Source organism: Caballeronia sp. GAFFF2 (assembly GCF_023631485.1).
In the GTDB taxonomy this organism is placed as follows: domain Bacteria; phylum Pseudomonadota; class Gammaproteobacteria; order Burkholderiales; family Burkholderiaceae; genus Caballeronia.
Genome location: NZ_JALQDA010000027.1, coordinates 685074 through 699529, shown reverse-complemented (window position 1 = coordinate 699529; position 14456 = coordinate 685074). Strand labels below are relative to the sequence as shown.

The 14456-nt window shown below is 63.0% G+C and carries 9 protein-coding genes; 7 read left to right on the top strand and 2 right to left on the bottom strand.

Annotated elements, in window-relative coordinates:
* Positions 1 to 1281 carry a DUF445 domain-containing protein gene (locus tag NCT04_RS19575; protein ID WP_250467331.1) on the top strand — a complete coding sequence of 427 codons (1281 nt, stop codon included), beginning with the start codon at positions 1 to 3 and terminating at the stop codon, positions 1279 to 1281.
* Between the two features lie 4 nt (positions 1282 to 1285).
* Here NCT04_RS19575 and NCT04_RS19570 read toward each other — a convergent pair whose 3' ends face one another.
* Complete coding sequence (locus NCT04_RS19570; protein WP_250467330.1) at positions 1286 to 2665, bottom strand: hypothetical protein; 1380 nt, start codon at positions 2663 to 2665, stop codon at positions 1286 to 1288.
* 409 nt (positions 2666 to 3074) lie between these two features.
* On the opposite strand from NCT04_RS19570, the gene NCT04_RS19565 reads away from it, so the two are divergent.
* From NCT04_RS19565 to NCT04_RS19555, 3 genes are read left to right on the top strand one after another with little or no spacing between them, the layout of a single operon-like run.
* Positions 3075 to 3551: a nuclear transport factor 2 family protein gene (locus NCT04_RS19565; RefSeq protein WP_250467329.1), complete on the top strand. Its 477-nt coding sequence runs from the start codon at positions 3075 to 3077 to the stop codon at positions 3549 to 3551.
* Positions 3548 to 5482, top strand: coding sequence for an amylo-alpha-1,6-glucosidase (locus tag NCT04_RS19560; RefSeq protein WP_250467328.1), 1935 nt, complete (start codon positions 3548 to 3550; stop codon positions 5480 to 5482). The genes NCT04_RS19565 and NCT04_RS19560 overlap by 4 nt, the downstream gene beginning before the upstream one ends.
* 51 nt (positions 5483 to 5533) lie before the next feature.
* A complete protein-coding gene (locus NCT04_RS19555) occupies positions 5534 to 8269 on the top strand; it encodes an MGH1-like glycoside hydrolase domain-containing protein (protein ID WP_250467327.1) in 2736 nt (911 codons plus the stop codon).
* Between the two features lie 455 nt (positions 8270 to 8724).
* Here the strand turns inward: NCT04_RS19555 and NCT04_RS19550 are convergent, their stop codons facing one another.
* Positions 8725 to 11046 carry an FdhF/YdeP family oxidoreductase gene (locus NCT04_RS19550; protein ID WP_250467326.1) on the bottom strand — a complete coding sequence of 774 codons (2322 nt, stop codon included), beginning with the start codon at positions 11044 to 11046 and terminating at the stop codon, positions 8725 to 8727.
* A 142-nt stretch (positions 11047 to 11188) separates the two neighbouring features.
* Between NCT04_RS19550 and NCT04_RS19545 the strand changes: the two genes are divergently transcribed.
* The 3 genes from NCT04_RS19545 (at position 11189) to pdxR (ending at position 14439) form a co-directional block, all read left to right on the top strand.
* A complete protein-coding gene (locus NCT04_RS19545) occupies positions 11189 to 12646 on the top strand; it encodes an aminotransferase-like domain-containing protein (RefSeq protein WP_250467325.1) in 1458 nt (485 codons plus the stop codon).
* A complete protein-coding gene (locus NCT04_RS19540) occupies positions 12647 to 12910 on the top strand; it encodes a helix-turn-helix domain-containing protein (protein ID WP_244829417.1) in 264 nt (87 codons plus the stop codon).
* A gap of 77 nt (positions 12911 to 12987) precedes the next feature.
* Positions 12988 to 14439 carry a MocR-like pyridoxine biosynthesis transcription factor PdxR gene (pdxR, locus tag NCT04_RS19535; RefSeq protein WP_250467324.1) on the top strand — a complete coding sequence of 484 codons (1452 nt, stop codon included), beginning with the start codon at positions 12988 to 12990 and terminating at the stop codon, positions 14437 to 14439.
* Positions 14440 to 14456: the final 17 nt, after the last annotated feature.

Genomic DNA, 14456 nt, shown 5'->3' with positions numbered 1-14456 from the left:
ATGGATACGCAGGATAAAGCCGTCGCGCTCAAGCGCATGAAGTGGTTCGCAGCCGCGCTGCTCGTCGCGGCGGGCGCGCTTTTCGCGCTCGCCAAAAGTCAGCACGATGCCGGCGCGTGGGCGTGGGTCTCGTCGTTCGCGGAAGCCGCGATGGTCGGCGCGCTCGCGGACTGGTTCGCGGTTGTCGCGCTGTTCCGGCATCCGCTCGGCGTACCGATTCCGCATACCGCCATCCTTCCCGCGAACAAGGCGCGGGTGGCGGACAACCTCGCCGCATTCGTGCGCGACCGCTTTCTCGGCACCGATGCGCTCGTCGCGCGCGTCAACGCCTTCGACCCGGCAAGCCGCCTGTCGCTCTGGCTCGCCGAGCCCAAGAACGCCGCGTTGCTCGGCAACAAGGCAGTGACGGCGGTCGGTCAGTTGCTGTCCCTGATCGACGACGAGCGTGTCAAGTCGATGCTCCACGAAGCCATCCGCCGCCGCGCCGAGCAATTCGATCTCGCGGGCGCGGCGGGCGAAGTACTGTCGACGCTGACGGAGGATCGCCGTCATCAGTTGCTGCTCGACGAAGGCCTGAAGCAGATGGCCGCGTGGCTCGACAAGCCCGAAGTGCAGGAGATGCTGGCGGCGCGCATCGTCGGCGTGGCGGGCGAGGAGTATCCGAAGCTCATCGGCATGCTGGGTTTCGTCGGACTGAACGCGGAGGAACTCGGCGCGAAGTTCGCGGCAGGTCTCGTGCGCGGCGCGAATCAATGGCTGCACGATGTCAGCGAGGACCCGGAACACGAGCGTCGCAAGGCTTTTGACGAAGCGGTCGCGCGCTTCATCGAGCGTCTGAGGAGCGATCCGGCGTTCAAGTCACGTATCGACGACCACAAGCGCGAGTGGCTTGCGCGGCCGGAGTTGCGCGGCTATGTGAGCGGCCTTTGGGACGAGTTCATCGGCTGGCTCGACGCCGATCTCAAGCGCCCGGACTCGACGCTGCACGGGCGCGTCGTGGCGGTGGCCGGCAGCTTTGCGCAGGCGCTGGGCGGCGATCCGGCCTTGCGCGATTCGATCAACGAACACATGCGCGACGCGCTGAAAGCGCTTGCGCCGGAGTTGCGCGAGGGTATTGCGAAACACATTGCCGCGACCGTCAAGCAATGGGACGACGCCACGCTCGTGCGCGATGTCGAGCTGAATATCGGCCGCGATCTGCAGTTCATTCGCGTGAACGGCACGCTCGTGGGCGGCGCGGTCGGGCTGCTGATTCATGCGGTAACGGTTCTTACGGCCTGACGCTTTATCGCCGCTCCACGCTCAGACGCCCGGCGGAGCGCCTGCCGCCGGCGTCATCGATGGTCACGGACAGGCCGGAAGTGAGCGCTATTTCCAGCAATGCGTTGCGGTTCGCGTCGGCGTTCGCGGCGGTCCGCACGCGCCACTCCATGCCGTCGGGTGTCTGGAGCACGTAGCTCGGCTGGTCGCCGGCGCAGTTGGCATCGATCAAGCGCGTGACATTGCCCGTTTTCGTGCCGGCATGACGTTCGTCACCACAATGAAAACTGGGACTGCCCGCGCGCGGCAGGCCGACCGCGACGCCTGTTACGACGGAATTGACGTCTGCGGTGATACTGACCGGCAACCCCCACGCCAGCGCGCGGACCAACATGTGGTGGCGGTGAGGGCAGATCTTCGCGTTCATTTGCACGCAATATTGGCGGCCGTCCCACGCGCGCAAAAGGTAATTGACTCGATCGAGCATGTCGTAATCGATTATGCGAGTGAGAAAGCCGGTACGCGTTTCGGTCAGCCTGAGACTGAAACAGATCAGCGGCGGCGTTTCTTCGGCGAGATAAGTGCCGATTGAAAGGCCGGTGATATAATGATATTCATTGCCATATACGGTAAGTGGCAGGCCGGCACCCACTGCCATTATCATTAACCCGAGTTTTTCAGCGTCCGGTCGCCGTTCCAGACGAGCGTGATAACGCGCGCCGTCCACGCTTTTTAGAACGATCCCGAGCGTGTCGCAGGTTTCGGTATCGATTATCTCTTCGATGAAACCTGTGCGCGGAGTATTGCCGAGCGGCTCGGCCGTGCACTCGATATTCGGACCGAAGCGCCGTGAGCCGATCGAAACGCCCGTGACGTAATAATCCGCGCTGGCGCGAATAGTCACCGGCAAGCCCGATCTGAACGCCATGAGCATCAGCATATGGCGATTGCGGTTATCATCCGGCGTCATTTGCGCGCAATAATGCGAACCGTCGGGGCAGCGCAGAATATAGCCAAAGGTTCCGACGCTGTCGGCATCGTCTATCTGCACGATGAGTCCGGTCCTGACGTCGTTCAGCAGGTTCCATTTGAAGAGCGAGGTCTCGGATAACCGCGTGTGTTTCAAGCCTACGGAAACAACGTCAATAAATCGTTGGCAATTAGCATTGATCGATACCGGCAAGCCAAGCGCCATTGAAAGCTGCAGTAATGCGTTTCGGTAGGGGTGATCGAGTTTATTCAATAACGCGCAATAATGTGTGTTCTCGCGGGTTTTAAGCACGTAGGTAACGCAATCAGAATCCGCATTATCGATCGACCGGATAATCGAGCCGCTTCGGGTATCCATGAGAAAGGACTCGGCCTGCCCATTGATCAGCGCATTTCTTGGTTTTCGGAATCGCATGACTGCCTCGAGAGCGGGCGGTTGTGAAATGATCGGCTTTTGGAAGCGCAAACCGGAAACTAAACCAAATAAGCGTGTAGACGCTTCACCGCAATTTCATTGCGATGCTGTATCGGCTAGAACGAAGGCTTCTAAAGAAAGTAGGAAGTGACACGAATTTAGATAAACAAATTTTCGGCGTCAATTATGGTTTCGCCTTTTTTCGGGGGGTGTGCATGGGTGGGTAATCGTTTGCAGATGCATTTGAAGACAAGTTGAATATCACTCGACTGTAATCCTGCTTTTTCGCATCTATCGCGTTTAAAAGACGCCGGACAAAGCACGCAGTCGCGAAGAATTAGCGCTGCAGCATTGCGCGAGCCGGGAGAGAATGCGAACTTGCACGCGCCAGCGGCCCTTCCAGAAGCTCATGCCCAATTCAAACACCGAACTCATCGAGCGGTTCTACCGCGCCTTTCAGGAGCGCGACGCCGAGGGGATGGCCGCGTGTTACGCGCCCGACATCCGCTTTCAGGACCCCGCGTTCGGCCTGCTGCACGGCCGTGAGGTCGGCGACATGTGGCGCATGTTGCTCGGCCGCGCGGCGGATTTCTCGCTGACCGTGGATGAAATCCGCTCGATCGGGCAGACCGCGAGCGCCGTCGTCATCGCGCGTTATACCTATTCGGCCACGGGCCGGCCGGTCGTCAATCGTATCGAGTCGCGCTTTGCTATCCGCGATGGCTTCATCGTCGAGCACATCGACACCTTCGATCTCTGGCGCTGGAGCCGTCAGGCGCTCGGCGCGAGCGGTTTGCTGCTCGGCTGGACACCGCGAATGCGCGCGACGATCCAGAAGAAGGCGCGGCGCGCGCTCGGCGATTATCGGAACAAGGCGGCGACATGACGCGTATCGAAGCGAATCGGGACGCGCCTTTCGACGCCGCGCGCCTGGAAGACGAATGGCTCGAACCGGATGCCTTCGGCGGCTTCGCGTCGGGCACCGTCGGCACGTTGCGCACGCGGCGCTATCAGGCGTTGCTGCTCGCCGCCACCGCGCCGCCCGCCGGGCGCGTCGTGCTGGTGAATGGCGTCGAGGCGTGGCTCGATGTGAACGGAAAGCGTCACGCGCTCACGATGCAACGCTACGCGCCCGACGTGCTGTACCCGGACATCTCCGCGAGCCTCCTCTCCTTCGATACCTCGCCGTGGCCCACGTGGCGCTTTCGCATTGGCGACGAAACGGTGGCGAGCGCGGAAGTGTTCGTCGTAAAGGACAGCGGCGAGACGGTGCTGCGCTGGCGGCTCGAAACGCCCGTGCCGAAAGCCACGCTCGAAGTGCGGCCGCTTCTTTCGGGCCGCGACTATCACGCGCTGCATCACGAGAACGGCGCGTTTTCCTTCGATGCAACCGTCGACGTGGAGCGTGTGCATTGGCGTCCGTACGCCGATCTGCCGGCTATCGGCGCGACGTCGAACGGGGCTTATCGGCACGCGCCGGACTGGTATCGCAACTTCAGCTATGCGCGTGAGCGCGACCGCGGGCTCGATTTCACCGAAGACCTCGCCGCACCCGGCGTCTTCAGCTTCGATCTCGTACGCGGCGATGCGGTGCTGATCTTTCATGCCGACACCGGCCACGAACAGGCGCACGAGGGCAATGCGGTAGCGCTTGCCACCCGACTCGCCACGCGAGAGAGCCAAAGGCGCGCCGCGTTCGGCTCGCGGCTCGCGCGTTCCGCCGACGCCTATATCGTGGATCGCAACGTTGGCAAGACGGTCATCGCGGGCTATCCGTGGTTCACCGACTGGGGCCGCGACACCTTCATCTCGATGCGCGGTCTTCTGCTCGCGGCGGGCCGTTTCGCCGATGCCGAATCGATTCTGCTCGAATGGGCCGATACGCTCTCGGACGGCATGCTGCCCAACCGCTTCCCGGACGGCGGCGGCATGCCCGAATACAACTCGGTCGATGCCTCGCTGTGGTTCGCCGTGGCGGTGCACGATTACCTGGCGACGGGCCACGCCAGCGCCGCGACCGCGAGCCGCCTGCAACACGCGGTCGATTCCATTCTCGAAGGCTATACGCGCGGCACGCGCTTTGGCATCGCGGCGGACGCGGACGGTCTGTTGCGCGCGGGCGTCCCGGGCGTTCAGCTCACGTGGATGGACGCGAAGGCGGGCGACTGGGTGGTGACGCCGCGCATCGGCAAACCGGTGGAAGTCGAGGCGCTGTGGTTCAACGCGCTGTCGATAGCAAGCGCGTGGAATGCGCGCTGGACCGCGCCGCGCGACGCTGCGCGCGCGGCTTTCCTCGCACGCTTCGTCGATCCCGACACACGCGCGCTGTACGATGTCGTCGATGCCGATCACGAAGCCGGCAAGCTCGATCGTTCGATCCGCCCGAATCAGATCTTTGCGCTGGGCGGTCTGCCTTTCGCGCTCGTCGATGGCGACATCGCTCAAGCCGTGCTCGCGCAAGTGGAAACCCAACTGCTGACACCACTCGGCTTGCGCACGCTCGCGCCGGCCGACCCGGCGTATCGTCCGCGTTATGCGGGTGGCGTGTTGGAACGCGACGGCGCCTATCATCAGGGAACCGTGTGGCCCTGGCTCATCGGGCCGTTCATCGAGGCGTGGATTCGTGTGCATGGCGCAGCGGGCGCGCGCGAGCGCTTCATTGCGCCGCTCGAAGCGCATCTGGACAGGTACGGTCTCGATCATCTGTCCGAAGTCGCCGACGGCAATGCACCCCATACGCCTGGCGGCACACCTTTCCAGGCGTGGTCGCTCGGCGAATTGCTGCGCATAGAAAAGCTTCTGACCGAAACACGCTAAATTACGAGTCTTGCCCGCGGCATCGAACGCCGCTCATCAGGAGAAATATCCATGCCGAAATCGCGCGCCGTCAATCAGATCGACACCGTCGAAGGCTCGCGTCTGCATTCGAGCGATTGCCCGCGCTGGCAACGCTGGGGACCGTATCTGAGCGAACGGCAATGGGGCACGGTGCGCGAGGATTACAGCGATAACGGCACCGCGTGGGATTACTTTCCGCACGATCACGCGCGCAGCCGGGCGTATCGCTGGGGCGAGGACGGCATCGCCGGATTCGGCGACGACAAGCTCAACTGGTGCGTCTCGCTCGCCTTGTGGAACGGCGCCGATCCGATCATCAAGGAACGGCTTTTCGGGCTCACCAACGAGCAGGGCAATCATGGCGAGGATGTGAAGGAGCTGTACTTTTACATCGACGGCACGCCGACGCACTCGTACATGCGCATGCTCTACAAGTATCCGCATGCGGCGTTTCCTTATTCCGATCTCATCGAGGAAAACGCGCGGCGCGGCGCGGACAAGCCCGAATACGAAGTGCTCGATACCGGCGTGTTCGACGATGGCCGCTACTTCGACGTGCAGGTGGAATACGCGAAGCACACGGCGGACGACATCGTCATGCGCGTGAAAGTGGAGAATCGCGCGGACTGCGCCGCTACCATCGACGTGATGCCGCAAATGTGGGCGCGCAATACGTGGTCGTGGAAGAAGGTGTCCGATAAACCCTCGCTGAAACTTCAGACGGTGAACGGCGTGACCTATGTCGCGGCGGAACACGGCGCACACGAACAGATGGTACTCACGGCATGGTCGCCGGATACGCCCGATGTCGAATGGCTCTTCTGCGAGAACGAGACCAACGTCAAGCGTCTTTTCAACATGGAGGGTCCGGGTCCGTTCAAGGATGGCGTGAACGACTACATCGTCCAAAAGGACGAACACGCGATTCGCCGCGACACCGGCACGCGCGCGACGGCTCGCGCGCATCTCGAGATCGCGCCACTCGGGACGGCGACAGTGTTCATGCGCTGGCGTCCCGAATCCGCGCCCGACACCGTGCCGCTCGATGCCGACGCGCTCTTCGCGCGCCGTATCGCGGAAGCCGACGAGTTCTACGGCGCGTTGCAGCACGACATCACCGACGCCGATCAGCGGCTCGTGCAACGTCAGGCGCTCGCCGGCATGCTGTGGTCGAAGCAGTATTACCAATTCGACGTTACGCGCTGGCTCGACGGCGATCCGCTGCAACCTACGCCGCCGCAATCGCGCCGTCGCGGGCGCAATGCGGAGTGGCGGCATCTGTGCAACGCGGACATCGTGTCGATGCCCGACAAGTGGGAATATCCGTGGTACGCGTCGTGGGATCTCGCGTTCCATGCGGCCGCCTTCGCATTGATCGATCCGGAGTTCGCCAAACGCCAGATGCTGCTGCTCGTGAAGGACCGTTATCAGCATCCGAATGGCCAGTTGCCCGCCTACGAATGGGCTTTCGGCGACGCCAATCCGCCCGTGCACGCGTGGGCGACGTGGCGCGTCTACGAGATCGACCGCGCGATCACCGGCAAGGGCGACCGCGACTTCCTGGAACTCGTATTCCACAAGCTGCTGCTCAACTTCTCGTGGTGGGTCAACCGCAAGGACGCCGACGACCGCAACATCTTCCAGGGCGGCTTCCTCGGGCTGGATAACGTCGGCATCTTCGATCGCTCGTCGCCGCTGCCGACAGGCGGTCATATCGATCAGGCCGATGGCACCGCATGGATGGCCGCGTACGCGCTCGACCTCATGCGTATCGCGCTCGAACTGGCCTACGCGAACAAGGTGTTCGTGGATATCGCGGTGAAGTTCTTCGAGCACTTCTTGTATATCGCGGAAGCCGTGAGCTGCGAGGACGACTGCGACACGGGTTTGTGGGACGGCGAGGACGAGTTCTTCTACGACAAGCTGCGTCTGCCGGACGGCTCGAATGTACCGATGCGCGTACGGTCCATCGTCGGGCTCATTCCCATGTTCGCCGTGCACGTGCTCGAACCGAACGTGCACAAGGCGCTGCCGGGACTGCGCGACCGGCTGCACTGGTTCCTCGAACATCGGCCGGATCTCGCGCGGCTCGTGTCGCGCTGGAATATCGCGGGGCAGGGCAATAGCGTGCTGCTGTCGCTGTTGCGCGGGCATCGCATGAAGGCGCTGCTCAGACGCATGCTCGACGAAAGCGAGTTTCTCTCCGACCACGGCGTGCGCGCGCTGTCGCGGGTGCATCGCGACAATCCGTTCGTGTTCTATCACAACGGTGACAGCTTCTCGGTGCAGTATCTGCCGGCCGAGTCGAACTCGCGCGTGTTCGGCGGCAATTCGAACTGGCGCGGGCCGATCTGGATGCCGGTGAACTATCTGCTGATTGCGTCGCTGCACGAATTTCATCGCTATTACGGCGATGATTTTCGCGTGGAATACCCGACCGGCTCGGGACAAAAGTTTTCGCTGAAACAGATCGCCGACGAACTCGCGCGCCGTCTGACCACGCTCTTCTTGCTCGACAAGAACGGCGAACGTCCGGTGATGGCGGCGTATCCGCAACTCCAGGCGGACCCGCGTTCGCGCGATCTCGTGTTGTTCCACGAATACTTTCACGGCGACAACGGACGCGGCGTGGGCGCATCGCATCAGACCGGCTGGAGCGGGCTCGTCGCGTTGCTGTTGCAGCCCTTGGCGATGGGACCGTCAGGCGTCGTGCCGCTCGCCGGCGAAACCGATGCCGAGGTGCAGGAGTTTGCCGGCGCCAAGTAACGGTCCGTCATCGTCGCTAAAAGTCAACCTCTGCCATCCGGCTGATAGTTAGGAAAAGTCGTATATCGCTTGCGTCTCCATCTGCGTAAGTTTGCGAAAACGCAAACTTGAGGACGGTTTGGAGATAAAAATGAAACAAACTACGCAAGGATATTCTGTCAGCGGCTACCAGACCGAATGGGGCGCCGCAACCCGCCAACGGACCGAGAATCAGGACAGTCCGCCGTACAAAATGGTCGTGGTGGTGTTCGCGGCGGCCATGCTGGGCGGCGCTTACGTGTCGGCCACGCTGCAAAGCATCGCGCTCGGCTGGATGGCGGGCGTCGGCATTCTGGGCGCGCTCGGCGCCGTCATTCACCGCTGGTGCACGGGTCCCGATGCACTGGAGCGCCGCCTGAACGCACGCGCCCGCGCGCGTCACAACGCGGTGGCCCGGTGCGGCATCAACTTCGATCTCAAGCAGCAGCGCTCTGGCGGATTTCGTTCGCGGAACTCAGCAACACGGGAATGGACTTCGAAGTCGGCGTCCCGGCACCATCAGCAGTGGACGACAACGGCACTAGCGGGTTGGTCTCAGGATAGTATGCGCCCAGGCATCCACGAGGAATGTCGTACGCAACGAGGGTGAAGCCGTCCACCTGGCGCACGACATCGTCATCCCAGACACTCGTGATATCCACGAGGTCGCCCGGTTCGAAGCCGAGCATGTCGATATCCTCGCGGTTCGCAAAGAGCACACGCCGCTGTCCGTACACGCCACGATAGCGGTCGTCGAGTCCGTAGATCGTCGTGTTGTACTGATCGTGCGAGCGCGTGGTCATGAGCGTCATCAGGCGCGCGCCATGCAGGGCGCGGGCGCGGTGAATCGGCGTATCGACGGCAATGGGGTGTACGATGAACTGCGCCTTGCCGCTCGGCGTCTTCCAGACGCGCTCGCGTGAAGCCACGCCCAAATGAAAGCCGCCGGGTTGCTTCAACCGCTCGTTATAGCGCTCGAAGCCCTCGACCACTTTTTCTATGCCGTCGCGAATCAGCGCGTAGTCGTTCGCGTGCGCAAGCCAGTCCACCTTGCCCGAACCGAGCGTCGCATGCGCCATGCGCGCGACGATCGCCACCTCGGAAAGCAGATTCGGCGAAGCGGGCTTGTTCATGCCATACGAGATGTGGACCATGCTCATCGAGTCTTCCACGCTCACGCCTTGCGCCACGCCGTTCTGCATGTCGATCTCGGTACGGCCGAGCGTCGGCAGAATGAGCGCGTCGCGGCCATGCACGAGATGGCTGCGATTCAGCTTGGTCGTGATATGCACGGTGAGGTCGCACGAACGCATTGCTTCCCAGGTGCGCGGCGTGTCGGGCGTGGCGATCGAAAAATTGCCACCCAGGCCGATGAACACCTTCACGCGGCCTTCGAGCATCGCGTGAATGGATTCGACCACGTCGTAACCGTGCTCGCGCGGCGGCTCGAAGTCGTATGCCGCGCCGAGCTTGTCGAGAAACGCCTGCGTCGGCTTTTCCTCGATACCCACCGTGCGATCTCCCTGCACGTTCGAATGGCCGCGCACCGGGCAAAGCCCCGCGCCGCGCCGGCCGATATTGCCGCGCATCATCATCAGGTTGGACAGCAACTGCACGATCGGCACTGAATTCTTGTGCTGCGTGAGGCCCATGCCCCATGTCGAGATGACGGCGCGGCCTTGCGCGTAGATATCGGCGAGCTTTAAGATTTCGTCGATGGCCACGCCCGATTCCGCTACGATCATCTCCCAGTTCTCGGCGCGCAAGTCGGCGGCGAAGCTGTCGAAGCCAACCGTGTGTTGCGCGATGAAATCGACATCGAGCACGCGGGCCTGGCCATTGGCGAGCGCGGCATCGTCGAGTTCGATCACGCGTTTCGCCACGCCCTTGATGAGCGCGAAGTCGCCACCCACTTTCGGGCGGATGAACACGGAGCTGATCTTCACGCCCTTGGGCGAAAGCATGTCGAGTGTGTGCTGCGGGCTCGCGAACCGTTCGAGGCCGCGTTCTTTCAGCGGATTGATCGACACGATGGTCGCGCCGCGTTTCGCGCAGTCGCGCAACTCGCCGAGCATGCGCGGATGGTTGGTCGCCGGATTCTGACCGAAGAGCAGCAGCGTGTCGGCGTGTTCGAAGTCGTCGAGCGTCACCGTGCCCTTGCCGACGCCCACGGTATGCGGCAGGCCACGGCTCGTTGCCTCGTGGCACATGTTCGAGCAGTCGGGGAAATTGTTCGTGCCGACCATCCGCACGAAGAGCTGGTAAAGGAAAGCGGCTTCGTTGCTTGCGCGGCCGGACGTATAGAACGCGGCCTTGTCCGGATGGTCCAGCTTGTTGATGTGCGATGCGATCAACTCGAACGCCGCGTCCCATTCTATCGGCACATAACGGTCGCGCTTGGCGTCGTAGACAAGCGGGTCGGTTAGGCGGCCATGCTGTTCGAGTTCGTAGTCCGACTGCGCCATCAGCGAAGTCACCGTGTGCTCCTCGAAGAACGCGGGCGTGACGCGCTTCGCCGTGGCTTCGGCGGCAACCGCCTTGACGCCGTTTTCGCAGAATTCAAATGTCGATGCATGCGCCCGGTCCGGCCACGCGCACCCGGGGCAGTCGAAGCCATCCGGCTGATTCTGCTTGAAGAGCGTCCGGTAATTGCCGCCCGCGACCTTCTCCTTGACGAGATTGATAGCCACCTGTTTGAGCGCGCCCCAGCCTGCGGCGGGGTGCGTGTACGGTTCGATGCGAGCTTCGGGCTTCTTCATGGTGTGGCGTGTCGACGCACAGGACGATTCGATACGTCGATCCTACTGTTTCCCAAATGGCGCGCGGCGCACAGAAAACGTGAAATAGGAGGGATACAGTTGGTAGACTGAACGCCCTCCTTGTTTCGACACGACCGCCGCCGTGACCCTCTACGAAAAGCTCGCCGATGAGATCGAAGCCGCCGTGCGCCGTGGCGTGTTCGCGCCGGGCGAGCGCATTGCGTCGGTGCGGCAGGCGAGCCAGCAGCACGGCGTGAGCATCAAGACCGTGCTGCATGCCTATGCGTTGCTCGAAGGCCGCGGCGTGGTGGAAACGCGTCCGCAATCCGGCTATTTCGTGCGTGCCAGACCCAAGGCCGAAACGCAGCGTGACGAGACGAAGCGCCGCGCGCGTCCCGTGGCGGTGGCTTCCGAAGTGGACGTGAGCCGGCTCGTGCTCGCCACGCTGCGCAGCATCCGCGCGCACGACGCCGTGCCGTTCGGCTCGCCGTATCCCGATCCCGAGCCGTTCCCCTGGCGGCGCATCAACCAGTACGCGAACGCCGTCGCGCGGCGGCACACGAGCTGGAATCTCATCGACGATCTGCCGCCCGGCAACCCCGAGCTCATCCGCCAGATCGCGCGGCGCTACGCGGAGAACGGCGTGAGCGTGGACCCGGCCGAAATCGTGATTACGGTCGGCGCAACGGAAGCGATCAATCTGAGTTTGCAGGCGGTCGCGAAGCCGGGCGATACCGTGGCCGTCGAGTCGCCAACGTATTACGCGATGCTGCACGCCATCGAGCGGCTCGGCATGCGCGCAATCGAGGTGCCGACGCATGCCGTCGATGGCATCGACATCGAGGCGCTCGCGCAGATCATCAGCAAAAGAAAGATTGCTGCTTGCATGGTGATGCCGAATTTTCAGAACCCGCTCGGCTTCCTGATGCCGGATGCGCGCAAGCGACAACTCGTCGAATTGCTGAGCGAGCACGAGATACCGGTGATCGAAAACGACGTGTATCACGAGCTCTATTTCGGCGATGCGCGGCCTACGACACTCAAAAGTTTCGATACCAAGGGGCTCGTGCTTCACTGCGCGTCGTTTTCGAAGAGTCTCACGGCGTCGTATCGAATCGGCTGGGCGATGCCGGGACGTTTTCGCGCGCAAGTCGAGAAGCTCAAGTTCCTCAACACGCTGACCACGCCTTCGGTGCCGCAAGTCGCCGTCGCCGATTATCTTCGTCAGGACGGTTACGACCGGCATCTGCGCGGCGTGCGCAAGCTCTATCAGCAACAGGCGCGCATCATGCGTGCGATGGTCGAGCGCTTCTTTCCGGCGGGCACGCGCACGTCCGCGCCACAGGGCGGTTATGTGCTTTGGGTCGAATTGCCGGAGCGCGTCGATTCGATGCAGCTTTATCGCGCGGCGCTCGAATGCGGTATCACGGTCGGGCCGGGCTATATGTTCTCGACGCGCAATGCCTTCAGCCACTTCATTCGCCTGAACTACAGCTATCCGTGGACCGCGCAGAGCGAGGCGGCGTTGCAGCGTTTGGGCGAACTCGTCGGCGAAATCGATCGGCGCGCGGCGCGAGACGACATAGAGAACGAGACATAGATGAGCGATGACATCGATCCCATACTCGTCGCCGTTCTGGCGCAACTCTGGCGCGCGCGTCGGGAGAGCCCGGAGAAACCGTGGTCGCTTGCGAAGTTGGCGAAGCAGTCCGATTTGCCGATGAGCGCGTTGCGGCGGCAGCTTACCGGGCTCGCGGATGCGGGGCTGATCGAGATGACGATCACGGAAGAGGGCGCGGGAAGTGCGTGGTTGAGCGCCGAAGGGGTGACGTTATGTGCGGCGGTGTTTGGGGCGGAAGGGTGAGGCGAACGCGGCGCTGGTCTTGTGAATGCATCGAAATCCGTTCATCCTAGGTAGCCACGCTCAATCGGTGCTTCACCTTGGACATCCACATCACCCTGCACGGCCGTCACGACCTCACGGGCCAGATCTACGGCCAGTTGCGCGCGGGCATCATCGAAGGGCGGCTTGCCGCTCATGCGCGCCTGCCGTCCACGCGCGATCTCGCCGCGCAGCTCGGCGTGTCTCGCAAGACGACGCTCGATGTATTCGATCGCCTGATCGCCGAAGGTTTTCTTCGCACTCGCGCCGGCGATGGCACCTTCGTCGCCGATGGCCTCACGCGTCTGCCCGCCGCCCGCGCCGAGCCGACCTCGGCGCGCGCCCGCGCCACCGGCATCTGGCGCAAGATGCCCGAACGCATGTCGATGCCCATGCCGCCCGCCGACATCACGCTCGACTGCGATTTCAAGGGCGGCGTGACCGACAAGACGCTTTTCCCCTTCGATGCCTGGCGCCGCTGCGTCAACCAGGCGCTGCGCACGCAGGCGCGCACGGGCGGCGGCGTGGCGTCGTATCGCGATCCGGCCGGCGAGCAGGAGCTACGGCTCGGCATTGCGCGCTATCTGGCTTTCAGCCGCGCGGTGGTGTGGAACTGGCAGGACGTTCTCGTGACGCAAGGCGCGCAGCAGGCGCTCGATCTGCTCGCGCGCGTGGTGGTCCAGCCGGGCGATGTCGTCGCGATGGAAGAGCCGGGTTATCCGCCTGCGCGCGCCATCTTCTCGGCGCTGCACGCGCGCATTGCGCACGTTCCCGTCGATGAGCACGGGATCGTCGTGGACAAGTTGCCGCGCAATACACGGCTCGTCTACGTGACGCCGTCGCATCAGTTTCCGCTCGGCATGCCGATGAGCCTCGCGCGCCGGATCGAACTGCTCGAATGGGCGGCCAAACGCGGCGCGGTGATCGTCGAGGATGACTACGACGGCGAGTTTCGCTTCGAAGGGCGGCCGGTCGAGTCGCTGAAGAGCCTGGATCATGCAGGGTTGGTCGCGTATGTCGGCACGTTCTCGAAGACGCTTTTTCCGGATTTAAGGATTGGCTACGTGGTGCCGCCCGCGACGCTTTCCGAGCCGCTCTGGAACGCGCGGCAAGTTTGCGATCTGCACGGCTGCATGCTCACGCAGACAGCGCTCGGCGCCTTCATGCTGGATGGCGAATATGCGAAACATTTGCGCCGCATGCACAAGGCGTATGCGCAACGCCGTGCCGCGTTGATCGCGCATCTGACGGGCGCTCTTGCGCACTGGTTCGAGCCGATGCCATCGACCGCCGGCATCCATCTGGTCGCGCGGCTTTTAGAGCCGTGGCAGGAAGCGCGCGTGGTCGCGGCGGCGCGCGAGGCGCAAGTGGGGTTGTACGGCATCGCGCCGTTTTATGCGGGCAAGCCGCTTCTGCAAGGCGTGTTGCTTGGATATGGCGGGACGAGCGTCCCGGCTATCGAGCGTGGGTTGAAGCGGCTGGCGGGGGTTATGGCGGCGATGGGGGCGTAGGCGCTTGTTTGCGTATC